The organism is Vibrio sp. SCSIO 43132, from assembly GCF_019904195.1.
Taxonomy (GTDB): Bacteria; Pseudomonadota; Gammaproteobacteria; order Enterobacterales; family Vibrionaceae; genus Vibrio; species Vibrio nigripulchritudo.
Genome location: NZ_CP063199.1, coordinates 2,652,118 through 2,677,930, shown reverse-complemented (window position 1 = coordinate 2,677,930; position 25,813 = coordinate 2,652,118). Strand labels below are relative to the sequence as shown.

At 45.2% G+C, this 25,813-nt stretch carries 16 protein-coding genes; 10 read left to right on the top strand and 6 right to left on the bottom strand.

Annotated features, from left to right (window positions below):
* Both INR79_RS11895 and INR79_RS11890 read left to right on the top strand, forming a co-directional pair.
* The gene (locus INR79_RS11895; protein WP_223094391.1) at window positions 1-1,257 is read left to right on the top strand and encodes a restriction endonuclease subunit S; all 1,257 of its coding nucleotides are present in this window, start codon (window positions 1-3) and stop codon (window positions 1,255-1,257) included.
* 12 nt (window positions 1,258-1,269) lie between these two features.
* Window positions 1,270-5,049 carry a type I restriction endonuclease subunit R, EcoR124 family gene (locus INR79_RS11890; RefSeq protein WP_223094389.1) on the top strand — a complete coding sequence of 1,260 codons (3,780 nt, stop codon included), beginning with the start codon at window positions 1,270-1,272 and terminating at the stop codon, window positions 5,047-5,049.
* 282 nt (window positions 5,050-5,331) lie between these two features.
* Here INR79_RS11890 and INR79_RS11885 read toward each other — a convergent pair whose 3' ends face one another.
* Window positions 5,332-6,234 (bottom strand): pyridoxal-phosphate dependent enzyme, encoded by a 903-nt coding sequence (locus INR79_RS11885; RefSeq protein ID WP_223094387.1) that lies wholly within the window; start codon window positions 6,232-6,234, stop codon window positions 5,332-5,334.
* Window positions 6,235-6,582: 348 nt separating this feature from the next.
* Here INR79_RS11885 and INR79_RS11880 point away from each other — a divergent pair, with 348 nt between their 5' ends.
* Entirely contained in the window at window positions 6,583-8,145 is a 1,563-nt protein-coding gene (locus INR79_RS11880; protein ID WP_410482881.1) for an ArnT family glycosyltransferase, read from the top strand.
* Entirely contained in the window at window positions 8,136-8,543 is a 408-nt protein-coding gene (locus INR79_RS11875) for a GtrA family protein (RefSeq protein ID WP_022611040.1), read from the top strand. The genes INR79_RS11880 and INR79_RS11875 overlap by 10 nt, the downstream gene beginning before the upstream one ends.
* 60 nt (window positions 8,544-8,603) lie before the next feature.
* On the opposite strand, the gene INR79_RS11870 is transcribed toward INR79_RS11875, so the two are convergent.
* The 3 genes from INR79_RS11870 to INR79_RS11860 all read right to left on the bottom strand — a co-directional run bounded on the left by INR79_RS11870 (window position 8,604) and on the right by INR79_RS11860 (window position 15,537).
* Window positions 8,604-10,841, bottom strand: a complete 2,238-nt coding sequence (locus tag INR79_RS11870) for a YgiQ family radical SAM protein (protein WP_223094385.1) — start codon at window positions 10,839-10,841, stop codon at window positions 8,604-8,606.
* A 152-nt stretch (window positions 10,842-10,993) separates the two neighbouring features.
* Window positions 10,994-14,512 carry an ATP-binding protein gene (locus INR79_RS11865; RefSeq protein ID WP_223094383.1) on the bottom strand — a complete coding sequence of 1,173 codons (3,519 nt, stop codon included), beginning with the start codon at window positions 14,510-14,512 and terminating at the stop codon, window positions 10,994-10,996.
* Window positions 14,509-15,537: an ABC transporter substrate-binding protein gene (locus tag INR79_RS11860; RefSeq protein ID WP_223094381.1), complete on the bottom strand. Its 1,029-nt coding sequence runs from the start codon at window positions 15,535-15,537 to the stop codon at window positions 14,509-14,511. Before INR79_RS11860 ends, INR79_RS11865 begins: the two co-directional genes overlap by 4 nt.
* A gap of 309 nt (window positions 15,538-15,846) precedes the next feature.
* Between INR79_RS11860 and INR79_RS11855 the strand changes: the two genes are divergently transcribed.
* The 3 genes from INR79_RS11855 to INR79_RS11845 all read left to right on the top strand — a co-directional run bounded on the left by INR79_RS11855 (window position 15,847) and on the right by INR79_RS11845 (window position 19,400).
* The gene (locus INR79_RS11855) at window positions 15,847-18,324 is read left to right on the top strand and encodes an EAL domain-containing protein (protein WP_223094379.1); all 2,478 of its coding nucleotides are present in this window, start codon (window positions 15,847-15,849) and stop codon (window positions 18,322-18,324) included.
* 107 nt (window positions 18,325-18,431) lie between these two features.
* The gene (locus tag INR79_RS11850) at window positions 18,432-19,106 is read left to right on the top strand and encodes a hypothetical protein (RefSeq protein ID WP_004402347.1); all 675 of its coding nucleotides are present in this window, start codon (window positions 18,432-18,434) and stop codon (window positions 19,104-19,106) included.
* Window positions 19,107-19,199: 93 nt separating this feature from the next.
* Window positions 19,200-19,400: a DUF4250 domain-containing protein gene (locus tag INR79_RS11845; protein WP_004402346.1), complete on the top strand. Its 201-nt coding sequence runs from the start codon at window positions 19,200-19,202 to the stop codon at window positions 19,398-19,400.
* A gap of 21 nt (window positions 19,401-19,421) precedes the next feature.
* On the opposite strand, the gene INR79_RS11840 is transcribed toward INR79_RS11845, so the two are convergent.
* Window positions 19,422-20,333 carry a LysR substrate-binding domain-containing protein gene (locus INR79_RS11840; protein WP_004402345.1) on the bottom strand — a complete coding sequence of 304 codons (912 nt, stop codon included), beginning with the start codon at window positions 20,331-20,333 and terminating at the stop codon, window positions 19,422-19,424.
* A 213-nt stretch (window positions 20,334-20,546) separates the two neighbouring features.
* Between INR79_RS11840 and metE the strand changes: the two genes are divergently transcribed.
* Complete coding sequence (metE, locus tag INR79_RS11835; protein ID WP_223094377.1) at window positions 20,547-22,829, top strand: 5-methyltetrahydropteroyltriglutamate--homocysteine S-methyltransferase; 2,283 nt, start codon at window positions 20,547-20,549, stop codon at window positions 22,827-22,829.
* A gap of 86 nt (window positions 22,830-22,915) precedes the next feature.
* On the opposite strand, the gene INR79_RS11830 is transcribed toward metE, so the two are convergent.
* Window positions 22,916-23,359, bottom strand: a complete 444-nt coding sequence (locus INR79_RS11830; RefSeq protein ID WP_022551096.1) for an META domain-containing protein — start codon at window positions 23,357-23,359, stop codon at window positions 22,916-22,918.
* A 238-nt stretch (window positions 23,360-23,597) separates the two neighbouring features.
* Here INR79_RS11830 and INR79_RS11825 point away from each other — a divergent pair, with 238 nt between their 5' ends.
* Window positions 23,598-23,849 carry a DUF1289 domain-containing protein gene (locus INR79_RS11825; protein WP_038123771.1) on the top strand — a complete coding sequence of 84 codons (252 nt, stop codon included), beginning with the start codon at window positions 23,598-23,600 and terminating at the stop codon, window positions 23,847-23,849.
* A gap of 381 nt (window positions 23,850-24,230) precedes the next feature.
* Window positions 24,231-25,712: a chitinase gene (locus tag INR79_RS11820; RefSeq protein WP_223094375.1), complete on the top strand. Its 1,482-nt coding sequence runs from the start codon at window positions 24,231-24,233 to the stop codon at window positions 25,710-25,712.
* The last annotated feature ends 101 nt before the right edge of the window (window positions 25,713-25,813 follow it).

Below are 25,813 nucleotides of genomic sequence, written 5' to 3'. Positions count from 1 at the left end.
ATGAGTATGACTAAAAACGTACCTGAAATTCGCTTTGAAAAATACAAGGCGGACTGGGTTAAAAGCGATTTGGGCGAGTTAATTAGTGTAGGCTCCGCAGCCCGTGTGCATAAAGAGCAATGGACGAACCATGGTGTTCCGTTTTATAGAACTAGCGATGTGGTTTCCATCTACAAAGATCAAGCTAATACACAGGCTTTCATTTCTTATGAGCTGTATGAGCAGCTTACTAATAAAATAGGTAAGATTCAGCGTGGAGATCTTCTCATTACAGGTGGGGGCTCTATAGGTATCCCGTTTTTGGTAAAAAATGATGCCCCATTGTATTTTAAAGATGCTGACTTGTTGTGGTTGAAAAACAATCACAAGATGGATGGGCATTTTCTTTACACGTTTTTTGCTAGTCGTCCATTCAGAAACTATCTAAAAAGCATTTCGCATATCGGAACTATTGGGCATTACACTATTTCTCAAGCAAAGACTACGCCTATTAGTTACTGTGATAGAGAAGAACAGGGTGATCTTGGCAACTACTTCCAAAAGCTCGACACTCTGATTAACCAACACCAACAAAAACACGACAAACTCACCAACCTGAAAAAAGCCATGCTAGAAAAAATGTTTCCAAAGGCGGGTGAAAGTGTGCCTGAAATTCGTTTTGATGGGTTTACTGGGAATTGGACCACCACGTCGCTATCAAAAATTGCACATGTTATAGATCCGCATCCAAGCCATCGAGCACCTGATGCTGTAGCGAATGGAGTTCCTTTTATTGGTATTGGTGATGTTGCTGAGAATGGACATGTTGACTTTAAGAACGTGAGAATTGTTCCTTATCATATTTATGGTGAGCATCGACAAAGGTATCAGGTTGAAGTAGGGGATTTTGCTTATGGGCGTGTTGCCTCTATCGGGAAGATTATTGATCTATCAAGTAATGTAGATCGCGAGTATACCTATTCACCAACGATGGCGATTGTTAAGCCGGTTACATTGTATTCTCCTTACCTAAAGGGTTACATGAATACGAGTGTTTTTAAAGGTCGAGTAGATAACAAAACGACAGGTTCAACTCGTAAATCTTTAGGTGTTCAAGATTTTAGAGAGTTGCCGGTGTGCTTTCCTGAACAGCAAGAAGAACAAATCAAAATTGGTGATTATTTCCAAAATCTCGGTTTGTTAATTAATCAACACAAGCACCAAATCACTAAACTCAAAAACATCAAGCAAGCATGCTTAGATAAAATGTTCGTGTAACAAGGATAGCCGATGACCATTTTTAAAAGAGAAGCGGATTTTGAACAAGCCTTTATCGAGGTATTGATTGATAAAGGTTGGGAGCGCGAGGTTCTTAAAAACAAAACCGAAGCCGACTTGTTACAAAACTGGGCAAACATTTTATTTGAGAATAACCGCCAACGTGACCGCCTCAACGATGTGCCGCTGACGAACGGCGAGATGCAGCAGATCATCGAACAAATCAAAGAGCTTAAAACTCCGTTTAAGCTCAATGGGTTTATTAACGGTAAAACCGTGGCGATTAAGCGCGACAACGAAAATGACCCAGAACATTTGGGCAAAGAAGTCAGCTTAAAGATCTACGACAGACAAGAGATAGCAGCAGGGCAAAGCCGTTATCAAATCGTGCAGCAACCTAAGTTTGAGCGTGGCAGCCCACTGCGTAATGATCGCCGTGGTGACATTATGCTGCTGATCAACGGTATGCCTGTGTTCCACATTGAGTTAAAACGCAGTGGCATTCCTGTCAGCCAAGCGGTGAACCAAATAGAGAAGTACTCCAAAGAGGGGATCTTTAGTGGTTTGTTCTCACTGGTGCAAGTGTTTGTTGCCATGCAGCCAGAAGAGTCGAAGTATTTCACCAACCCAGGTGCCGATGGCAAGTTCAACCCTGATTACCAATTTAATTGGGGCAATATGAACAATGATCCAATCAATCACTGGAAAGAGGTAGCGTCGAAACTGCTTTCGATTCCTATGGCGCATCAGTTGATAGGTTTTTACACCGTAGCGGATAATACCGATGGGGTGCTCAAGGTGATGCGTAGCTATCAATACTACGCCGCTAATGCTATCTCTGATAAGGTCGCGAAAACTAAATGGCGACAGATTAACTCGAATGCTGATCGGCTTGGTGGTTATGTTTGGCATACCACGGGTTCAGGTAAAACCATGACCAGCTTCAAGTCTGCTCAGTTAATTGCCCAATCTCGTGATGCCGACAAAGTGGTGTTCTTGATGGATCGCATCGAGCTTGGTACGCAGTCACTCAAAGAGTACCGCAACTTTGCCGATGACAGGGAAGAGGTGCAAGCCACCGAAAACACTGATGTGTTGGTCACTAAGCTAAAAAGCTCAGACCCGAAAGAGACATTGATTGTTAGCTCAATTCAAAAAATGAGCAATATCTTTGAAGCGGTCGACGACCAAGGTACCGCCAGCAACTCTGAGGATATTGATATCATTCGTGAAAAGCGCATGGTGTTTATTATTGATGAGGCGCACCGTTCAACGTTTGGTGACATGCTAACCATCATCAAAAAAACCTTCCCTAAGGCGGTGTTTTTTGGCTTCACTGGTACACCGATTCAGGGTGAAAATGAGATAAAGGGCACTACCACCCCCGATATTTTTGGCGATGAGCTGCACCGCTATAGCCTTGCCGATGGTATCCGCGATAAAAATGTGTTGGGTTTTGACCCATACAAAATACGCACTTTCAAAGAGCGGGAATTAAGGCAAGCGGTTGCTTTGCAGCAAGCCAAAGCGCAAACTGTCTCTGAGGCAATGGCAGACCCAAAAAAGAAGAAAAAATTTAACCACTTTATGAACGATGTACCGCTGGCAGGGATAGCGTTGCCTGATGATCGTTATGAAAAAGGCATTGAAGACTATGTACCGAAAGCTCAATATGAAACGGATACGCATCAAGAACAAGTCGTCGCAGATATCATTGAGCAGTGGGAAGTATTAAGCCAAGCTAGTAAATTTCATGCCATTTTGGCAACCAGCAGTATTGCGGAAGCGATCGATTACTATCGTCGATTCAAAGCAGCCAAACCTGAGCTCAAAGTGTCGGCGCTGTTTGACCCTAACATCAACAATGAAGGGGAAAATAGTGTGGATGGCTGCGCAGAACGCGGCCCAACCTTTAAGGCGGATGGTCTCGAAGAGATCATGGCGGATTACAACGCGAAGTTTGGTCTAGACTTCGACTTCGGCCGTCACGCCAAGTTCAAGCAAGATATGGCGGCGCGGATGTCGCACAAGAAGCCGTATGAAGGCATCCATAAAGAGCCAGAGAAACAGCTTGATTTGATGATAGTGGTTGACCAGATGTTGACGGGTTTTGACTCTAAATGGGTGAACACGCTCTATTTAGACAAGGTGATCAAATACCAGAACATTATCCAAGCTTTCTCACGCACCAACCGTCTGTTTGGACCAGACAAGCCGCATGGCACTATTCGTTATTATCGCTACCCAGACACGATGGAACGCCATATTGATGAGGCAGTGAAGCTCTATTCTGGAGATAAACCTTTGGGTTTGTTCGTGGATAAGTTAGAAAGCAACATTGAGGCGATGAATGAAATCTTTGCTGAAATCCAATCCGTATTTAACAATGCAGGTGTTCAAGATTTTGAGTGTCTGCCAAGGGATGATGAAGCCTGTGCGAAGTTTGCAGCACTATATCGTGATTTCAACAAACACCTTGAAGCAGCGAAAATTCAAGGTCTAGATTGGACAGACGACTCACTAGAGTGTGGTGAGCAAGTGTATCTTGGTTTGGCTCTGCGATACCGAGAACTGGCAAGCCAAAGCGAGCGCGACCCTAGCGGCTCACAATCAGATATTCCATTCGATATCGTGGGCTATTTGACTGAAATTGATACGGGTCGAATCGATTCGGATTACATGAATAGCCGATTCGAGCGTTATTTACGAGTTTTGAGTAGTGGTGTTAGCGCAGAGGAGACAGAGCGGACGCTTAACGAGCTACATCAGTCATTCTCATCCCTCACACAAGAAGAGCAGCGATATGCTAGGTTGTTTTTAAATGACTTGCAGCGTGGTGACGCTCGCCTTAGTGAAGGCAATAGCTTTAGAGATTACATTAATCGCTATCAAAACCAAGCAGAGCGTGCCCGCGTCGATGGTATTGTGAATGCGCTAGGGTTAGACAAAGACCTGTTGCTACAACTCATCAATAGCGTGATCGATGAAGAAAACCTTAACCGTTTTGGGCGTTTTGATACCCTTAAATCCACGGTAAACAGAGATAAAGCGAAAGCGTTCTTTGAGCAGTTGGAAGGAAGAGCGATTCCCCCGTTTAAAATGAATATGCTCATTGATAAGCACCTAAGAGCGTTTATCTTTGAACAGTCGGAAGTGTTCAACCGTGTTGATACTGCAGATTCACTACAAAACAATCAAAACTTAGTGCCGTTGCCATTGAAGTTTGGTGATAAAAAGCTTTATCGAGCCTCACAGATATGCGAACTAGAAAATGCCCAAGAGTTAGGCTCTATTACGTTCAGGACTGATTTACCGTACGAAGATAACCCGGCGTCATTACTTACTACCGGATGTTTTAATGAGTTAAAAGAGCTTGGGATCGTATCTTCGCAGATCTTGGACACCTCACTCATTGCTTTAACTGAGCTTGAGCTTGTTACCAAAGGGCTTGGGCTGCCTTTATACGATGAGGGTAAAAGTGGCATTGTTTGGGCTCTTAAAGAAGCACGGCAAGGCAGTGTACTTGATGAGTTTACAGCCTATGCTGTCCAAATAGCTGGAGACGAAAGTTTTAGAACATATATTGAAAGTGGAATCTATGATTTAGGGAAAATGGCGTTTGGGGCTGCATTCATTTCTCTGCCAAAACTTTTAACTGAAAGACTAGAAGAGAAACGTAAAATTGCCCAAGAAAAAAAAGGCGAAGATGAAATGATTGAAGCCTCTCAGGAGGTGGTTGATTATAGAACGCATCCGAAGCTAAAAGATAAGTGGAAAGATACAGAGCATTAACTGTGTATCGTTTTGACAGAGTCGGACTCTGTTTTAGTTTTTAAATCTCCCTTCATGACTGGGTGATTTTAAACATAAGGAACGACTTTTTTCTTTGGATGTTGGAAGGGAAATATGCTATTCGGCAGGATAACGGAAAGTCTAAGCGCTGAACCTTTGCTAAAAGTAATGCTTTTTTATTGGATAATTGTTAATTAGTATTATTTATCAATATCTTGCAAGAATGCGTTAAAGCTCTCACTTAAGACGCCTTTGGGCGTCTTTTTTACTTTTCGGCATTCACTACCTAAACTTCCTCAAGTACCTAGGCAACATAGTTTCGTTACCGAGTAACCCACCTTGGTGAATGTAGAGTAGTGTCCCGTGCTTTTCCTGTGTGTACTCTTGCATTAAGCATCGCCACATCAGTGGGTCGTAGAGTAGGTCAAATTCCACATCGGTTTGTGTTTTTAGCTTTTTCCAAATTTCAAAATCTGTTTGGTAGAGTTTGCCGAAATGGTGCTTTTTTCCTGGATCGAGAATGGCGGGAAGGCTGGGTTCTTGAAGTGATTGCCATTGCTGTTTTAAATAGTCGTTTCCACCTACGCAGGCGCAGGTCAACACTTGGATGTCGTGTGGCTTTAAGTGCTTTTGAAGGTAGAGCGATGTTGTGCCTGTTCCGGATGGCAGTGCGACGGTGAGCTTTTTAATATTTTGTTCTTGCTTCCATGTGACTATTTCTTCTGCTAGTTTCTTTACACCATACTCTGCCAATTCGCATCTGCCACCTTCGGGTATGAATAAACACTTTTCATCGGGCTTTCTTATCTCGTGAATGTAACTTTCACAGTTAAGCCCGTTCGGGTTGGGTTGCTTGCTCAGGTCAATGATAGAGGCACCAAGCTCAAGAGCTGCGCGATAGTTTCCCTTCGGGTTTTCCGCCACATAACTTGGAATATGGTCAACATAGTATTCCAGCTTCCAGCCTTTTAGATTGGCTAGTGCTGCAAGTGAATACAGTGAGTTTGCCTGTACAGAGCCGTATCCGATGAGCGTGCTAATGCCTTGCTGTTCTTCTTCTAGCAACTTCATGAATTTTCGTGCTTTGTTGCCACTAAATTGGGGGTGCAGAAGCTCGTCTCTTTTTAGGTAAAAGGGAATGTGTTCGAACTGATGGTATGTGACCGGGCTGGCAGAGAGTTTCATTGAGGTAAGCAGCTAAGTAAAAAAGCAATCTTACCAATTTTTAGGGAAGATTCGGCAAATTCAGGTCATCGTTTCCTAGGCGTAACATTTTCTTTCTGAATACTGCATCTTAAAGTGACTTGGGTATATAATGCTGCCTTCGTGCGATATCGACCGCACGGTTTAGACCTACATCTGCAGTAAAACTGAGTTTCTACAAGCCTTACTCTTTTTGTTTGAGTCAGGCGATAGTGTTTTTGTGTGTCATTGAGCAGGTTTAGGGATTCGAATTCAATCATATAAAAGAATGAACTTACCCAAGTTTTGTATATCTCAGGGTAGGGCATTTGAATTAATAGAGGTAGAGAAGTGAAGCTAACTTCCAAACATTTATGGTTTTTGCTGGGAGCAGCCTTGCTAATCAGGCTTGTGTCTCTTGGCATCATGCCATTAATGGATACAACTGAAGCGAGATACGGCGAACAGGCTCGAATTATGGTGGAAACAGGCAACTGGTTGACACCTATGTTCGATTACGACGAGCCATTTTTAGGCAAACCGCCTATGTTTACATGGCTAAGTGCCGTGGGTATTGAAGTTTTCGGTGTGTCAGAGTTTGCAGTGCGATTCCCTCACTGGGTTGTTGGCGTCATGACTATCGCATTAGGTTGCTTCTTCGCTAAACGAGTAGGCATCGACCCACTTAAAACTGCGGTAGTAATGGCTACCATTCCGGTTTTCTCTATCTCTTCTGGCGCTGTTATGACCGATATGGCGCTCACGTTCTCTTTAACGCTTGCCATGATCGGCTTCTTCTTTAGTTGGCGGGGCGAACGAATCTGGGGCTACATTGGCTTCATTGGTTTAGGGCTGGCGCTGCTTTCTAAAGGCCCGATGGCGATTGTTCTGATGGGCCTTTCTATACTGCCATTCCTAGTGATTCAACATGGTTTCGTTGGTGCTTTCGTTCAGCTTTGGAAACGCATCCCAATTGTGGGTGGTCTGGTTCTGATGTGCGTGATTTCGTTCCCTTGGTACATCATGGCGGAACAGGCGAACCCAGGGTTCCTTGAGTATTTCATTGTTGGTGAGCACTTTAACCGGTTCTTAGTCAGTGGTTGGGAAGGTGACCGTTACGGTAACGCACACGACGAACCACGCGGTATGATCTGGCTGTTTCTGATGCTGGCAGCATTACCTTGGTCTGTGGTTTTGCCTTTGCTTGCGGTGTTCCGCTTTACCCGATTGAAAGAGAAGCTGTCTGAACTTCCGGGTGTGTTTGTCTTCCTGCTGTTCTGGGTGCTGTCGCCACTCATTCTGTTTACTTTCTCAGGAAACATTCTGGCGACTTACGTTCTGCCGGGGATGCCAGCGTTCGCTCTATTGGTCGCGTATCTGACGGAAAGCAAAGTCAGCTACAAAGTCACGTTCTTTAAGTTCTTAGCGATCACCGGTCTCGTGATTACCGCGGTTTCTGTTTACGTCGCAACAGAGCTTAAGAACGATGCAATCATCTACTATGTTGCGGGTGCTGCCATTCTGGTTGCTGGGATCGCGTTCCTGTTCAGGGATAAAGCGTTCAACTTCAACTGGTTTACCTTTACGTCTTACATTTCACCTATCATCCTGATCATTGCGATCTGCGTGGTGATGTTTAAAACAGGTAATGAGCGAAGCGACAAGATGTTGTTTGTCGATGTGGATCATTCTAAGCCGACTTTCTATGTGGAAGGTGGTCGTCCATTCTCTGGTCAGTACTACAGCTTTGGTCAAGCCAAGCGTCTTCACAATATGGACCAGCTAAAGGGGCATGAAAACGGCTACTACATTATTGGCCCTAACGAACGTATTGAAGGGTTTGTCGAAAGGCACAATCTAAGCTGTACGTTTGAAGTGGCGTCACCTAAGCGTTCTCGTTACCTATGCCAGTAATTTTTCAGCATCGTCTGTTTAAATTTGCGTTTGTCGGTGGTATCGGCTTTGTTGTCGATACCGCTGTGTTTGCGCTCTTTCTGTATGTCATTGAAACTCCGATTTTTGCAGCTAGGGTGATTGCCTTTATTGTGGCTGCGACGGCAACCTGGCTGGGCAACCGTACGCTCACATTTGGTGATCGCGAGAAAACCGACAAGGCAAAACAGTGGCAAAAACACATGGTCGCGGCCGCTTTTTCTGCCATTCCTAACCTAGGTGTGTTCAAACTGGTGATTGCCATATTTGGCGAACAAGGATATATGCCATTTGTTGCCCTTGTGGCAGGTATTCTGGTGGGAATGTTTAGCAACTACTTCCTGAGTTCCAAGTGGGTGTTTGCCGACAAACAAGCTTAGAACTTAACAGAATTGGACTTGGTCGCATTTTTATTGGAATAAATTTAAGGTCAACAGACCCTAAGCTCGGCTTCTCTGCTTGTGTTTAGGTTTGTTGTTCCCTTTTGGTTTATGTTTCCCTTGCCCTCTGGAGTCTTCTTTCTGCGCTTTTCCTTTACGTGACTGTTCTTTGCGAGCCTGGTCTTTACGAATATCCGGCTGGTTTTTCGTGTGTTTTGTTGCAAAGCGATTCGCTCCGTGGCGACCAGAACGTCTGCGCTGTGCTGGCGTTTTCGAATCCACGTCTTCAGTAGGGATCAGGCAACCCGGTTTGTCACCGATAAGATGTTTCTTACCCATGGATATCAGAGCTTCCCGAATCATTGGCCAGTTTGCCGGATCGTGATAACGCAACAGGGCTTTGTGAAGGCGGCGTTGCTTTTCACCCTTGGCAACGGGAACATCCTCACGCTGTTTGTACTTCACTCGCTTGAGCGGGTTGGTTTCCGAATAGTACATAGACGTGGCGTTACACATCGGAGAAGGGTAGAAGTTCTGAACCTGATCGCACTCGAAGTTGTTGGCTTTTAACCACAACGCCAGGTTGACCATGTCTTCCTCTTCTGTACCCGGGTGGGCAGCAATGAAATAGGGGATCAGGTACTGCTTTTTACCTGCTTCTTTGCTGTATTTTTCGAACATTTCTTTGAAGCGGTCATAGGTGCCCATGCCCGGCTTCATCATTTTGTCCAGAGGTCCTTTTTCGGTATGTTCAGGAGCAATCTTCAGATAACCCCCTACATGGTGAGTGACCAGCTCTTTCACATACTCAGGAGACTCAATAGCCAGATCGTAACGCACACCAGAGGCGATCATCACTTTCTTGATGCCTTTTACCTGTCTTGCTTCGCGATACAGGTCAATGGTGTGCTTGTGGTCGGTATCCAGCTTGTGGCAAATTCCCGGGAACACACATGATGGGCGACGACAGTTAATTTCTGCCTTAGGATCAGAGCAGCCTAGTCGGTACATGTTGGCCGTCGGACCACCAAGGTCAGAGATGGTGCCAGTAAAGCCCGGTACTTTATCGCGAATCTCTTCCAGCTCATTGATGATCGATTCTTTAGAACGGTTCTGAATGATTCGACCTTCGTGCTCAGTGATGGAACAGAAAGAGCAGCCACCAAAACAACCACGCATGATATTGACCGATGTCTTGATCATGTCATAAGCCGGAATTTTTGCTTTGCCATACATCGGGTGCGGGACACGTGCATATGGCAACCCGAACACAAAGTCCATCTCCTCGGTGGTAAGAGGAATTGGCGCCTGGTTAACCCAAAGCTCACGGTCACCATGCTTTTGGATGAGTGCACGACCCGAGTACGGGTTGGTTTCCAGGTGCATGATTCGGCTGGCATGGGCGTACAGAATGCGATCGTTTTTCAGCTTCTCAAACGGCGGTATGCGAACTGCGGTCGTTTTGGCATCGTGTCGTGATGGCTGAACGGCGACAACCTTGGCTTTCTCTTCCTCTTTCGGTTTCGTCTCGCACTGAGTTTCAACCTGATACGGATTGGTAGGTACAAATGCCTTACCGGGTTTTTCGATTCGGGAAGAGTCGATGACTTTGAAATGTTCAGGCGCAGCTGGCAGGTTCACCGCCGTGCCTCGAATGTTGGTTAATGTGGTGATGTCCTCACCATTTGCGATGCGGTGCGCGACTTCTACCAAGGCACGCTCTGCATTACCGAACAGCAGTATATCGGCTTTGGCATCAAACAAAACCGAGCGACGAACTTTGTCAGACCAGTAATCGTAGTGTGCAATGCGTCTAAGGCTGGCTTCAATACCACCCAGAACGATCGGTGCATCTTTATAAGCTTCGCGGCAGCGTTGTGAATACACCAGTGTTGCGCGGTCGGGGCGTTTTCCGCCTTCGTTATTAGGAGTATATGCGTCGTCGTGGCGAAGTTTTTTGTCGGCGGTGTAACGGTTGATCATGGAGTCCATGTTGCCCGCAGTAACACCGAAAAACAGGTTAGGTTTTCCTAACTCCATAAAAGCGGATTTATCCTTCCACTCTGGCTGTGCCAAAATGCCAACACGGAAACCTTGTGATTCAAGCAGGCGACCGATGATTGCCATACCAAAACTTGGGTGATCGACATACGCGTCGCCCGTCACAATGATGATGTCGCAACTGTCCCATCCAAGTGCATCCATTTCTTTCCTGCTGGTGGGAAGAAATGGGGCGACGCCGTAGCACTCTGCCCAGTATTTTGGATATTGGTTGATAGGAGTTGGTGTGTTGTGCATTTTTTAACCTCAGCGTTAGGAGGCGGGAATTATAACGGCACAAAACCCTTCTGACTAGGTTATCATTTTACATGAGAATTATTCGCATTAACTTCGTCGTAAAGCCTTGTACAGAAAGGCTTCATGGAAATTAGCTACAGGTAGGAAATAGGTCAGTTTAGGTACTGGTTTAGCTTGGTAAACAGCAACTCCTGCTGGCTTGAAATACGAGATATGATTGCCGCATCAGGGGCACTGTTTTCAGTTTTTACGTGTTGTTCGATTTCATCCATCACCGAACTGAACCTCTGAGCCCCAATCAAGCTGCTGGTTCCTTTCAGAGTGTGCGAGTGAATTTTTATGTCTTCAACGTTATCCGCGCTGATCGCTTCAATCAATTGCTCAATTTGATCGGGCGCTTCTTCCACAAACGCGCTGATGACCACGTTCAATGCCATGTCGTCATGGTAGACCCGCTCCATCGCATCGCTTTTATCCCATACACGCCCCAGCTCTGCGTCTTTCTCGTCCATATCCGGTTCACTGGATTCTTCAGTGTATGTAAGTGAAGACGCATGGCTAAGCCATTTAGACAATACTTCTTCCAGACTATCAGGGTTGACTGGTTTACTGATGTAATCACTCATTCCGGCGGCGAGGCATTTTTCCATGTCGCCTTTCATGGCATTGGCAGTCATTGCAATAATAGGGATACCTCTGTACTGCTTTCCGCCTTCTCCATCACGAATTGCCATTGTTGCTTCATAGCCATCCATCTCAGGCATCTGGCAATCCATTAAGATGAGCTGGTAAGCGCTGGCTGGCTGGTTCAACGCCTCTAAAGCCTCAATTCCATTGCCCGCAATATCAGATTGAATTCCGATGTTTTCCAACATGCCCTGTGCAACGATCTGGTTGATGTCATTGTCTTCAACCAACAAAATTCGATTTTCTGATAAATTCTGCATTCTGGATTCCTTTGACGTTGCATGCAGGTTCTCATCTGGAACCTCGTTATTATTGTGTGTGTCCGTTGTCTCTTCTGTGATTTCACCGTGTCGAAGCACGACAGAGAAATGGAAAGTCGAGCCTTTGCCCCAGTGACTTTCTACTCGGATTTCTCCATCCATCAATCTGCACAATTGCCGTGTGATGGAAAGCCCCAGCCCAGTGCCACCAAACTTTCTGGTGGTTGATGTGTCTGCTTGAGTGAAAGCATCGAACAATCCTGCAAGCTGCTCCTGTTTTATGCCAATACCTGTGTCCTTGATTGAACAGTGAAGCTGTAACGTTTCCTCGTTTTGGGTGTCAACCCAGGCTTTGACTTGCACACTGCCTTCAGAGGTAAATTTAAATGCGTTGCTGGTCAGATTGTTCAGTATCTGGCTGAGGCGTGTTGGATCACCTTTTACGTTTTGAGTGCTTATGCCTTGGGTGTCGATGTCGAAAAGCAGTGCTTTCTGAGTGGCTTTGAGCTGGTGGATTTCTTTTATGTGTTCAAACAGTTCTAACAGGTCAAAATTCACCTCTTCCAGATCAAGCTTGCCTGCATCTATCTTGGAGAAATCCAGTATGTCGTTAATGATGGTGAGCAATGATTTTGCACTGGACATCGCGAGACCCAATTGCCGTACTTGCTCTTCTTCTAATGCGGTTTGGCTCAGGAGTTCCAGCATGCCCAGAACGCCATTCATTGGCGTACGGATTTCATGGCTCATATTGGCAAGGAACTCGCTCTTAGCAACGGCGGCTTCTTCGGCTTTGTTTTTGGCATCTACAATGGTTTTTTCATGCTCAATTTGGTCGGTTATGTCCCTGAAGCTCCAAACCCGACCAACCAGCGCACCTTCTTGCAACATTGGGTGAGAAATACGCTCTATCACCCGCCCGCTTCTTAAGTCGAGAGTGTCAAACGAACGTTCCAGGCTGCCAGATGACAATTGCTCCGGCGACAGTGTAAAAGAGGCGGGATCAACAAGCTGATCACGAACATGAGAAATGAAACTCAGCGAGCCACCTTCATCTAAGTATTGATTAGGTAACTGCCACATTGCGCAGAACTGCTGATTCATTTTCAGGTAATTGCCATGCCTGTCGGTGACCAGCAAGCCGTTGTCTGCTGAGTGCAGAATGGTCTCCATCAGGGAGAGTGTCGCTTTAAGTTTGATTTCCGACTCTTTGATGTTGGTAATGTCTTCAACCGAAACAAAGATCCCTGCGACTTCATCATCGACAATATCGGGAATGTACGTTGCCCGAATGTGTTTTTCCTGCCCGATGCCAACCGACATGTGGCTTTCAAACTGATTTTTGTTTCCTTCCAGTGCTTGTTGTACGAAAGGATAAACCTCGTTGAAAATCGTTTCCCCGAGTACGATCTTAACGTGTTGATTGAGGATTTCTGATTCTGGTATGCCAAACCAGTCCTGATAAGCTTTGTTCACAAATCGATAGTGCAGATCTTTATCGACATAAGAAAAAAGCTGAGGAGCGTTGTCACTGATACCACGAATGTATTTGTTGGCTTCTGCCAGTTGAATGTCTTTGATTTCTTTTTCTTTTAATGCCGCTTTTCGGGCGAATATTTCTTCATTCAGACGTTCTATAGAGGTTGTCTTCGCCTGCAATCCATTGACCATGCCATTGATGGCATTCCCTAGCTGTGCGAGTTCATCGGTGCCCAGATTAGGAATATTGACGTTCAAATCACCCTGACCAATCTGATTAGCAGCTTGATGCAATACGGCAAGCCGGTGCAGAACCAGATTTCGCAACAGGATGACGATAACAATGGCAATCACCACGCTGCCTACAAAAAAAGAGAACAGTACAAAATGGTTAGATTCGTAAATGGGCTGAAACGCTGAATCTTTGTTGTAAACAACGATGGCTTTGATCACCGCATTGGTTCTTGCGAGGGGCTGGCTGGTTATTAAATGCTGTTCTTCTGGCTGATAAATCTGCCCGGTCTGATACCTGGGTGGAAGCGCACCCATTTGCGAATATGAAGCGTAAATTTTGTCTTGGATGTCTGTAAGCAAAAGCAGCTCCAATGGCCGTCCTGCACTGGTTATAGAGCGGGTTACTTCACTTAACAGGTTATAAGCAATTTCGGTCCAGTTAGCTGAAATGACAACCTTGCCAAAGGTTTTTCCTCTGACTTGTATGTGCGCAATAAACCATTGGGATAAATGCTGATCCAGTCCAAGCTCGGGAAGATAGGGATCCAACATTACCTCGCCAATCACAGTTTTTGTGCCGTCAGACTCTTTGTACATCGGATGAGAATGAACACTCTCAAGCAGCAGTTTTTCTCCGTTAATCTTCTTGCCCTGATGATCCCGAGTTGTCGTGGCAAACACCGTGTTTTCTTCATCCAGCACCAGAATGTAGTTAATGAAGGGATAGACTTCGAGCTGATCGTTAAGAATCTGATTGATTCCCCGGTTTTCCAGCAAATCCAGCGCTTTGGCGATATCTCGGTTTCGGGCAATAACCTGCGCAATGGCAACGTTATTCTCAATGCTGTTGTTGAGCGCGTTTAGTGCATATTTCGAGTCAATGGTCATCTCATTGAACAACCGCTCCGACATGTCTTGCTTGGTGCTGGATACGAGCAGGTAGCCCATAGCAGCCATAAGCATACTCAGGGTAGAGATGACGGTGAGAACAACTTTGGTGGTCAGCTTCATTCTGAAACCCAGGTGACCATGTCACCAATATCATCAGGAATGCGGATGTTCAGAAGTTGCATGGCTTTTCGGTTCACCAGAAACTGCGGGGGTTCCTGTAACTCAGAGGACAACTGAGTTGGGGGAGTGTTATTGATTAATATTTGCCCGGCTTTGCGCCCCGCGATTTTGCCAAGGGTATAGAAGTCGGCGACAGGTCCAAAAGTCGAACCTTTCAGAATCCCGGATTTGTTGGAGCTTAATATCGGCACCTTGAATTCGTGTGACACCTTAATGAGTGCTTCTTCACCACCAGACTGCATCAGAGTGTCTGTGGTTGTCATAAACGCATCGACTCGCCCGGCGTATTGCTGCGCAAGCCCGGTAAGTTGGGGGATACTTTCTACAGAAATGATATTGGCTTCTATGTTTTCTCGCTTTAGAAGGCGGAGCATGTTCGCTGCCTGAATCTTAGAGTTAGGCTCGCCATCTCGGTGAAATATGGCGATTCTCTGGGTATTGGGCAGCAGCTTTTTCAGCAGCGTCACATAGTGTTTGTTGGAGACATAATTGCTGGTTCCAACCAGATTGTTTCCTGAATATTCAAAGGACTCAATCAAACCGGAATCGGCAGGGTAGGTGACCACTGAAAAAACGATAGGTGTGCTGGCAGGCAACAGTTTTTTTACCAGTGTAGTCCCTGTTGTGGTGACAGAAAAAACCAGATCGGGGCGAGCCTCTTTTAGCTTCAGAGTACTGTTTTGTTTTTGTTCTTCTCGCGTTCCCGGATCGCCAGTGATCAACGTAAGGTTTTTTCCTTCTACCAGACCAAATTCTGCGATGCCGTCTTTAAATCCTGCGACGCTGCTTTCATAACCTCCCCAAGTGGCTAACCCAATTGTGAATTGCTGGTTCTTATCTGAAGCCTGACAGTAAAAAGAAAAGAGGAGTGAAAATAAAACAGTCATAGGCAGATGCATTCGGAATCTTGGTTTCCAAATCGAATCATGAAGAAAAGCAAACTGAGCTAAAGCGAAACGTTCCATTTCCAGTGTCTCTTTGTATCTATTTTGATTGAATTACGGTTCAGAGGCGTTAACTACTTATTTTTAGTTCTAAAGATAAGGCTAGGAGAGATTGAAGTTGTTTCAAGTTTGAGAGAGAAAAGATTCCTTTCAAAATTTCGTCGAATTGGTGCGCTCTAGGGAAAAGCGACCAGCTTCACACCTCGGGACTTTTTTTGGGTTAAAACCTGCTTTTTCAAACAAATGCTGATCCAGTCACGCGACATATTCATACGGTTTGCTTGAATGTATTTATGATTCGTGTAGTTGCAATGTAAGGAGTTGCGTCAAATGGATACATCGCTGATTTCAATGTTGAAAGCCATGAGCATCTCTTACGGTGAAGAGGAAGGTAAACCGGGGTATAAACCCGCTCAGTGGCGGTGGAATGCAAAGAGCGATGAATTTCAGTTTATCGACACTTATTTGGTCGAAATGATCAACTCCAGGCTAAACGTGAGAACCATTTCTGGTCTGTTGGATATCATGTCGGCTAAGGACAGGAAAAAATTAGTAAACGCACTTCAGTCCACTCACGAATGCAACTCCAAACGTTCTCTTTTCAGCGTGCTCACTCCTTCTAAAGGTTTCATCATTTATTGCGAGATCGAAGTCAGTCACGCGAAAGGAGACGAACTTTACGGTCATATTCGACCCCTGTTTTATCTTTCTTCGATGTATGAAATGGGGCAGATTTTTCAGGCTGTTTTTGAAAATCGACATCATGGCATTGTTATCACCGACAGCGATACCCGAATTCTGGCTTGCAACCCTTATTTTATCGATCGCTCCGGATACGAACTGAGTGAACTGCTAGGCAGAAAGACGAATCTGTTTAATGCAGGTAAACACAGTGATACATTTTTTGAGGAAATCTGGCGACAGGTTCATCGGGAAGGGCACTGGAGTGGCACCATACTTTCTAAGCGAGCGAACGGAGACACCGAGCCGCAAGACCTGACCATTCAAAAAATTGAAATGGCTAACGGGAAGACTTATTTTGTCGGCTTCACCGTGGACCTGTCTAATCATTTGTACCGGATTGCAGATACGGAATACGGCGGGATAGAGTTACTTACTCAGTTGCCCAACGAGAACGAGTTTGGGATAAAACTTGCAAGTCTGGTTCGTCATTACTCTTCTTCTCACACCATTATTGTATTAGCTGTCGCTCCGGACTTTGATGAAGCATCCACCCTCGATCAACGTGTTGCCTTTTCTAATGCTGTTGCACAGGTCGATGACCACTACCTTTGCGGATACAAGGGCGACAATCTTTTTGTCTGCGCACTTAAGTGCCCGAATTCAGGTAATCGAGTTCGAGCCATTCACACAGAAATTCGCCGCTTTATGGCGGCTATTCGCCAGTTCGGTAATGAACATCTGTTCCAGCTTGTCGCCAGAGGCAAAGTAGGGGTATCAGTATTGGGCTACGATACGTCAAATCCCAAAATGCTGGTCACCCACGCAACACAAGCCATGTTGGAGCAGCACTCCAGCAAGAAAGGCAACAATATCAGTTTCTTTGATCGCACCATGCATGAAGAAACGGTCAGGCGTAAGAAGCTGGAAGAAATTCTGACCAACTTCATTAAAGACGAAAACATCGACGTTCACTTTCAGCCAATTGTTTCCACCGAGACTTGGCAGGTCGTGAAGTTTGAAGCTTTGTGCCGTTTTCCCAGCTCCGAAGGGCTTCGCTACACACCACAGGAAATGATCAATATTGCCGAAGATCTGAATCTGGTGGCTGCGTTAGACAAGATCATAGGATCTAAGTCATTAAAATATTTAAGTAAAATCCATCAGCATTTTGGTAAGCATGTTGGTATCACCATCAATCGTTCTCTGAACACCAGAATGAGTGCTCAGCAGGTTTTAACGAATGCGCTGAATATGGTTGAAGAATCAGGTGTGAATCCCAAACTGGTGACGATAGAGCTGACTGAGAGCGCCTATTTCGATAGCGAAGACAGCCAGATTGAAGCATTAAAAGCGTTACGCCAGAAAGGGGTACAGGTTGCGATTGATGACTTTGGTACGGGATATTCTTCGTTTACTTACTTGAGTAATGGACACTTTGATTACCTGAAAATTGACCGAGAGTTTATTTTTAATATTGAAATCGGTAGCCACAAATATTTTATTGTGAAGATGCTGGTGGATTTGTCTCATACACTTGGGGTAACTGTGATTGCAGAGGGCGTTGAGACAATTCAGGAAATCGAAGTGCTAACCGGTTTAGGGGTCGATTACATTCAGGGATATTACTTCTCTAAACCTGTCCCGATTGCTGAGATTGAACGTGCACGTCACTATTTGAATAAGAGAAATGAGCTAAGGGCTTACACATTACCCAAGCAAGGGGCGGGGATACTCAGTCTGCATGAACAGATGTCACCGTTTCTGGAACCCAGTACAGCGATGAAGGAAGTCCACGAGATTTTCATGAGAACCGATTTGGATGTTCTGGTTGTGACAGACAGCCAGCACTGTGTCGGAGTTGTTGACCGAGAGGTGTACAACCTGCATATGACCCCAACATTCGGTACTAAGCTGGAAACTCAACGAGATTCCCAAATTCTGAAACGCAAGCTAAGTCAGGTTATGAAGACGCAATTTACCGTTCTGAGCCATGCCACGTTGCTAAAAGATGTTCCCGGTCTGGTCAATAAAGGTGTGCCGCTTCCATGGGTAATCGCCGGAGATAAAGGGGAATGCCTGGGTGTGGTTTCTAAAGCCAAAGTTCTTAAGTTCTTGGCTAAATAACTTAGTTCTGAATACTTGAAAAGTATTCCCTGTTAGAAAACGGCGATCTAGCGATTTGAATCTGCTATTATCCGTGCCACAAAAATAGAACAGAATCACTGAAAGAAATGTTGGATTACCTTCTTGCTCAACTGCTCCCAATGACTCTTGGAGCACAACTTGTTATCACCCTTGTTTTGCAGAAAGGGGATATATGCCCCGGCCAAAGAGGGCGTTTACATAAGCTTCTTCCTGCTTTTATCGCCTTATGGATCGCCACCTCGACGTTAAGCCTGTTAGGTCTGGTTACCGCTGGATTACTGGTTGCCTTCTATTCAAAAGTTCAGACGGGTAAAACGCGTAATACAGGGTCATTTCTGGTGCTGAATGTTGCTGGAATCGCAGGTTTGGGAGCTCTTGTACATCTCATCATGAAAAGCTTCACCGTGTGGGGAGGCGTTAGCGTTGCAATCTCCGGTATTTTACTTGGAGCAGCTTTTGCACAACTTCTGCTAGTGGTTTCTCGTTCAAGGTTGCAGGCTTTCCATCGCATTTTACCTGTAGTTGGCGTAACAAGTGGAATGCTGTTTGCCTTAGTGTCTCTGCTGCAGGCTTATCAGTTATCACCTGAAGCTATAGAGCATTTTACGACTCATATTTTAGCGGGCTTTGCCATGCTGATAACTGCGATACTGGTGTGGTGCTGGCATATCATCTTTGCCCAGTCTCCGACTAAGGTTCAGTTGGGCGTCACTATCTGCTGTTTGATTGCGTCACAATATGGATTCCAGTCTTTGATTTAAGACAGTTTCCTGTCAATTACAATCCGCTCCTAATGGCACATTTCTCACTAAGCGCTAATCTTAATTACGGGAAAGCGAAATGGAGAAAGTGCCATGGACTTAAGTAACATTACCAATTTAGACAGCATCATTTTGCTGGGTATTGTGAACGAAAAGCTCCGCTTGGAGTGCGACTCATTTGAAGAGTTAGTCACAACTTACGAAATGGACGTAGAAAGTTTGATTGGCAAGCTGGATGTAGAGGGTTACCAATACGATCCTCTTACCAATCAGTTTAAGTCTTACGAAAGGTAAATAGGGTTTAAATCCCTTTGTTTACGCCAGCTTAATTCCCTCAAGATGGCTTCTGCATTGTTGACGTGCGGTGTTGAAGAAAGCTTGTAGGTATCTTTTTTTGCTTTCATTGCTGCGGGTTGCCGCAAACAGCCGACGCCAAAGCCCATTCGAAAGAGGTTTACTGGTAATCAACCCCTGACGAGAGAATTCAATCACCGCCCAGTTGGGCAATGCCGCAACGCCCAGCCCGGCAGAGACCATTTGCACCAGCATTAACGTGTTGTCGCACTGCTTCCATTTGGCGGGTTCCACACCAGCGGGTTGCAGGAAGTGCTTAACAATATCCAGCCTTTGCTTTTGTACCGGATAAGTGATGATGGTTTGATCCTCTAAATGGTGAGGTTCAATACTTTCTAGCTCGGCTAAGGGGTGGGTTGTCGATGTGACTAATCTCATCTCAAAATCAAACAGAGGTTCGTAATGGACTTCAGACTTAGGTTGAATGTCTGAGGTGATGACCAAATCAAGTTCGCCACTCAGCAGAGCAGGTAAAGGTTCAAAACCGAAGCCGGACGAAAAATCTAAAGTCACGCTTGGCCATGCCAGTTGGTATTCTTTTAGTGCTGGCATCAGCCATTGGAAGCACGAATGGCACTCGATTGCCATGTGCAATCTTCCATTCACATCTTCTTTTAAGCTTGCCAGTTCACTTTCCGCCATTGCCAGCCTTGGCAATATTTCGTCTGCCACTTTCAACAGAATCTCGCCTTCTGAAGTGAATTTCACCGGACGGGTTTTGCGTAAGAAAAGCTGACCACCAATGCGAGATTCCAGATCTTTAATCTGATGTGATAAAGCCGATTGAGTCAGGTGAAGCGCGGTCGCAGTTGCGGTCAAAGAGCCTGTATCTCGCAACGACGTTAATGTTCTTAAATGTTTGAGTTCTATCATGAGCTTTTCTCACCAATCCATGTTCGCTATGACATTTACTCATAAAAATACGAGTTTTTCTGAGTTATGTAAACGTCTAGACGTCTAAATCTGATTCAAACATGAAAAAAAATAATAAACAAGTTGAATAAATGGAATTTGCTCAACTAAGTGTTTCGAGAGATATTTTAGCCATCCAGACTTCTTAAAGTTTATGTATAAGGAATAACAACTATGGCTATTACAAAGACTCATATCCTCGGCTACCCACGTGTTGGTAAAAAACGAGAACTAAAATTTGCACAGGAAAAGTACTGGCGAGGTGAGATTTCTCAGGAAGAACTGAAAGAAGTCGGTAGCGAACTAAGACAACGTCATTGGAACGATCAGTCAAACAGTGGGCTAAGCTATGTAACGGCTGGCGATTTCGCTTGGTATGATCATGTGCTAACCACCAGCTTGCTATTGGGTCATGTGCCTGAACGTCACAACAAAGGCTTTCCTGATCTGGATACGTTATTCCGTGTAGGTCGTGGTCAGTCTCAGTCGAGTTGTGGATGTGGTGCAGCGGCATCAGACATGACAAAGTGGTTCAACACAAACTACCACTATATTGTGCCTGAATTCAGCAGTAGCGATTCGTTTGAATTGAGTTGGCCTCAGCTCTTCGAAGAAGTGAACGAAGCGCTTCAAGCGGGTCACGATGTGAAACCAGTGCTTCTTGGTCCTGTAAGTTACCTATACCTGGGTAAAGAAGTGGAAGAAGGGTTCGACCGTCTTACTCTTCTCCCACGTCTACTTACCGCTTATCAGGCAATTTTGGCGAAGCTGTCTAAACTAGGTGTCGAATGGGTGCAGATAGACGAACCTATTCTCGGGCTGGAGCTGGACAAAGCTTGGTTGGACTCCTTCAAACTGGCTTATCAGGTTATTCAAAGCGATGTAAAACTGCTTCTGACAACCTACTTCGACTCGGTAGACGAACACTTAGACTATGTCACTGAACTGCCTGTTAATGGTCTTCACGTGGATCTTTCTGCGGCTCCAGAACAGTTGGAAACGGTTGTGAACAAACTGCCTGAAGGTTGGGTTTTGTCGGCGGGTGTCGTCAATGGTCGCAATGTCTGGCGTGCTGATGTAAATGCATGGCTAGAGAAACTGAAACCAGTGAAAGAGAAGCTGGGTGAAAACCTCTGGATTGGTTCGTCCTGTTCACTGCTTCATAGTCCTATTGATTTGGAACTAGAAACTGAGCTTTCAGAAGAAGTGAAGAGCTGGTTTGCTTTTGCAAAACAAAAGCTGGATGAAGTCAGCCTTCTGGGTGCAGCGCTAAATGGCGACAAAGAAGCGATTTCAGAGTGCGAAGAGTACAGTAAACCTATTGTGGCGCGTAAAACAGCGACACATGTGAACAAGCCTGCGGTCAAAGCGCGAGTGAACTCAATTACAGCTTCGCTTGCAGAGCGTAGTGCGCCGTACGAAGAGCGGGCTCACCACCAAGATGAAGTATTGGGCTTACCTTTGTTACCAACAACAACCATTGGCTCTTTCCCGCAAACCAGCGAAATTCGTACAATTCGTAGTGCCTTCCGCACTGGTAAGCTATCGGAATCGGATTATAACGTAGCACTGAAAGGTCATATCCAAGATGCGGTAGAGCGTCAGGAAGCGCTGGATTTGGACGTGTTGGTTCACGGTGAAGCAGAGCGTAATGACATGGTTGAATACTTTGCAGAGCACTTGTCTGGTTTCCAAACGACCAAATTTGGCTGGGTTCAGAGCTACGGTTCTCGATGTGTGAAACCTGCCGTTGTGGTTGCCGATATTGAGCGCGAAGAACCTATGACAGTAGGTTGGTCAACGTATGCGCAGTCTCTGACTTCAAGGCAGATGAAAGGCATGCTTACGGGTCCAGTGACCATTCTTTGCTGGACCTTCCCACGTGAAGACATCACTCGTAAAGAAATTGCACAACAGTTGGCATTTGCGCTTCGTGATGAAGTGAGTGATCTTCAAGACGCAGGTATCAACATCATTCAAATCGATGAGCCAGCGATTCGTGAAGGTCTGCCTCTTAAGAAACGCGATCATGAAGAGTACTTAAACTGGGCGGTTGATGCGTTTAAAATCTCAGCGGCGAGTGCGAAACCAGAAACTCAGATTCACACTCACATGTGTTATAGCGAGTTTAATGAAATCATCGAATCTGTCGCAGCGTTGGATGCCGACGTGATCACCATCGAAACATCTCGTTCGAATATGGAGTTACTGAAAGCGTTTGAAGAATTCAACTACCCGAATGAAATTGGCCCGGGTGTTTACGACATTCACTCGCCAAACATTCCATCGGAAGAGTGGATTGTCAGCTTGCTAGAGAAAGCTGCCGCTAAGATCCCAGCTAAACGTTTGTGGGTGAACCCAGACTGCGGGCTGAAAACCCGAAACTGGGCAGAAACCGAAGCCTCCCTAAAGAACATGGTATCTGCAGCCAAAACACTGCGCGCACAATGGCAATAATATTTGAATACTACGTGTAATTTAAAAGCCCCGACTTTTTGAGTCGGGGCTTTAATTGTACTGGGGTCTTCGATATTAATAAGGAATCAGTTTACCCAGTCACGAAGTTTGAAGGTCACCTGGTGATCATTACCTTCTAAAACAAGTGTGTCTTTGGTTAGCGTAATGTCACTCCAGTCATTCAGTGTGCTAGAGATCACCTGCTCTGTATTCATCATATCGTCTGGGCACATCATCATGGTCATTCCCATATCTACAACACGGAACTTCCCGTCTTTTAATTCGCCCTGACCAAAGTAACCGTTACAGCCAGCAAAGCCATTTACCGTCATGTTTTCACCCACTTCAATGCTTGGGTGTTTGCCGTGTTCAGGTTTCACGTATTCCTTTCCATCGACCTGAGCCAGAATCCAGTGATGATGTTGTAAATCTTCATTGGTAACCACTGTTGCATCTCCATTGCTGGTACAAGCTGCCAAAAGAACAGGTAAAGCGATAAGAGCGAGTTGCTTTTTCATTCTAAGCTCCAAGAAATGTTTGTTTAACCGATGCAGTATAAACAACAAGTGAGCTAACTTGTCAGTACGAAGTCATAAAATCTGAATAAAACGAATGAGATAATCAGCATTAATAGAACAGGCGAATAGGTTCATATTCTCAATCTGGTTAAGCAGTCAGAAATAGTCATTTTTGGCTAAGTATGCTGTATTGTTAGTAAAGTGTTATGCTTAATCTATAACCGATTTAACACATCTAATAGGAGGGAGAATGGAACAGCTCGAATTTTTTTCCGTGCCCAGTCCTTGTGTGCGGGTGTGTACCACAGATGAACGTGGATATTGCAACGGGTGCATGCGCAACCGTCAAGAGCGCTTTGAATGGTTAACCATGACCCCAGCTCAGCAACTTCATGTTATTAAACTATGCCGACAACGTTATCGCCGGAAAATGTTAAAGCAGAGGAAGGAAGAACTTCAGTCAGAAGCAGAAGAAAGTAGCCCACAACAAGATCTATTTTAAACAGCCTTTCCCTTTATATAGCTGACCTCACACCACTTTTTACAGTACGATAAGCCCTCAAATAAGCACTTCTCTACCGATTTTAATCCAGAAAAAAAGCAATCCTAGTTGCTAGGAACATACGTTTTCTAGCAGTCACTCGCAAATACTTCATAAATAACATTTACCTGTAGAAAATTGTTCTTCTTAGCACAGTAATACTAGTTGCATTAACTATAGTTTCTGCGATTGGATTTCTCAGAACAGTTTTATCTGCTGGGTTGCAGGTTGTTCTGGTGATCTTGTCACTTGATTCTGTTTCTTGCTGGTTGGAGCGAGAACAGATGTTTTTACAGATGCGAGATTTAAGCATCTGATTTACAAGAACAAGGAATTGATGAAATGTTGAAGAGAACACTTATATCAACGTTAATTGGCTGCACAATGGCAACCAGTGCGTTTGCTATGAATGTACAACCAGATCCTCAGAATCCAAACGGGTACATTGTGTCCAGAGCGGATTTGCAGGCTGCGGAGCAAGCTAAAACAGCGGATCCTATGTACGCAATCTGGGCAAAGGCATTGGAAACTCGACCAAATACTGTGGTTGAAGCCATTGACGAAGGGTTAGCAAGCAACCCTGCCAACGTTAAACGTGTGGAAAAAGTTTTCCCAAGAGCTGAGTGGGATTTCCTCACTCAAATGGCGGCACCAGAATACAGCTACACCAAATTCTTGCGTGCAATCGGTAAGTTCCCAGCGTTCTGTGGCGATTACACTGATGGTCGTGATGCAGATGCGATCTGTAAAAAATCCATTATCACAGCCTTTGCGCACTTCGCTCAGGAAACGGGCGGACATATCGCAAAAGACAATATTTGGGATAACCCGCTAGCTCTTGAAGAGTGGCAACAAGCTCTGGTTCACGTACGTGAAATGGGTTGGTCTGAAGGTCAACCTGGTTACACGACAGGTTGTGGTCAGAACGACTGGCAAAACCGTCGCTGGCCTTGTGCGCCTAACCAGGGGTACTTCGGTCGTGGTGCTAAACAATTGTCTTACCACTTCAACTATGGTCCATTCTCTGAAGTGATGTACGACGGCGACGCTACCGTACTTTTGAACAACCCAGCATTAGTTGCAGATACCTGGCTAAACCTGGCATCTGCAATTTGGTTCTACCTAACACCACAAGCACCTAAGCCAGCAATGCTGCATGTTATTGACCGCACTTGGAAGCCTTCTCAACGCGAAATTGACGCAGGGATTGGCTATGGATTCGGTACCACAATCAACATCATCAATGGCGGTATTGAGTGTGGCGAACAGAACAAAAACAAAGGTCAGCCAGTTAACCGAATCAAATACTGGGAAGGGCTTGCGGCTCACTACAACATCCCTGTTGAAGCGGACGAGAAAAATACTTGTTGGCAGCAAACACCTTACGGCAGTTTGAACCTGAATGGTGCAACTGATGTACTTTACACTAACTGGGAAGCGGATTTCTCTTACCACGCTGATCGCCCAGAAGGCGTATCTTACGAGTGTAAGCTAGTAGGCTACCAAACGGCTTACTCTGCATTGGTTCCAGGTGATTACGAGAAGTGTGTGACTAACTTCTACCTGTCTCATCAAACTTGGCCTGAGGTGAGAGTTGTAGATAAATTAGATCCGGTTCCTACACCTGATCCAGGTCCTGGCCCGGGTCCAAACCCAGATCCAAACGGCTTCATCGTTTGGGAAGCAGGTAAAACAGATGTCGGTGCTGGCGCGAAAGTGACTCACAACGGCAAATGTTTTGTTGCGAAAAATGACCCAGGCGTTTGGGAAACACCCACTCAAACTAACTGGTTCTGGGAAGAAGTTGCTTGCCCGACAAAATAAGATAAACCTATAAAAAGGTGAAACCCCAGTTGTTGGTAGCAACTGGGGTTTCTAATTTTTAGAGCTTTCGGTTGGTAAGTCCGAGAGTCTTATATATGCAA

Bases quoted from the DNA above. Each gene is read 5' to 3' on its own strand.
- INR79_RS11890 (WP_223094389.1), top strand. From the start codon at position 1,270: ATGACCATTTTTAAAAGAGAAGCGGATTTTGAACAAGCCTTTATCGAG.
- INR79_RS11860 (WP_223094381.1), bottom strand. From the start codon at position 15,537: ATGGAACGTTTCGCTTTAGCTCAGTTTGCTTTTCTTCATGATTCGATT.
- INR79_RS11865 (WP_223094383.1), bottom strand. From the start codon at position 14,512: ATGAAGCTGACCACCAAAGTTGTTCTCACCGTCATCTCTACCCTGAGT.
- INR79_RS11825 (WP_038123771.1), top strand. From the start codon at position 23,598: ATGGAACAGCTCGAATTTTTTTCCGTGCCCAGTCCTTGTGTGCGGGTG.
- metE (WP_223094377.1), top strand. From the start codon at position 20,547: ATGGCTATTACAAAGACTCATATCCTCGGCTACCCACGTGTTGGTAAA.
- INR79_RS11845 (WP_004402346.1), top strand. From the start codon at position 19,200: ATGGACTTAAGTAACATTACCAATTTAGACAGCATCATTTTGCTGGGT.
- INR79_RS11850 (WP_004402347.1), top strand. From the start codon at position 18,432: ATGTTGGATTACCTTCTTGCTCAACTGCTCCCAATGACTCTTGGAGCA.
- INR79_RS11875 (WP_022611040.1), top strand. From the start codon at position 8,136: ATGCCAGTAATTTTTCAGCATCGTCTGTTTAAATTTGCGTTTGTCGGT.
- INR79_RS11885 (WP_223094387.1), bottom strand. From the start codon at position 6,234: ATGAAACTCTCTGCCAGCCCGGTCACATACCATCAGTTCGAACACATT.
- INR79_RS11870 (WP_223094385.1), bottom strand. From the start codon at position 10,841: ATGCACAACACACCAACTCCTATCAACCAATATCCAAAATACTGGGCA.
- INR79_RS11855 (WP_223094379.1), top strand. From the start codon at position 15,847: ATGGATACATCGCTGATTTCAATGTTGAAAGCCATGAGCATCTCTTAC.
- INR79_RS11820 (WP_223094375.1), top strand. From the start codon at position 24,231: ATGTTGAAGAGAACACTTATATCAACGTTAATTGGCTGCACAATGGCA.
- INR79_RS11840 (WP_004402345.1), bottom strand. From the start codon at position 20,333: ATGATAGAACTCAAACATTTAAGAACATTAACGTCGTTGCGAGATACA.
- INR79_RS11895 (WP_223094391.1), top strand. From the start codon at position 1: ATGAGTATGACTAAAAACGTACCTGAAATTCGCTTTGAAAAATACAAG.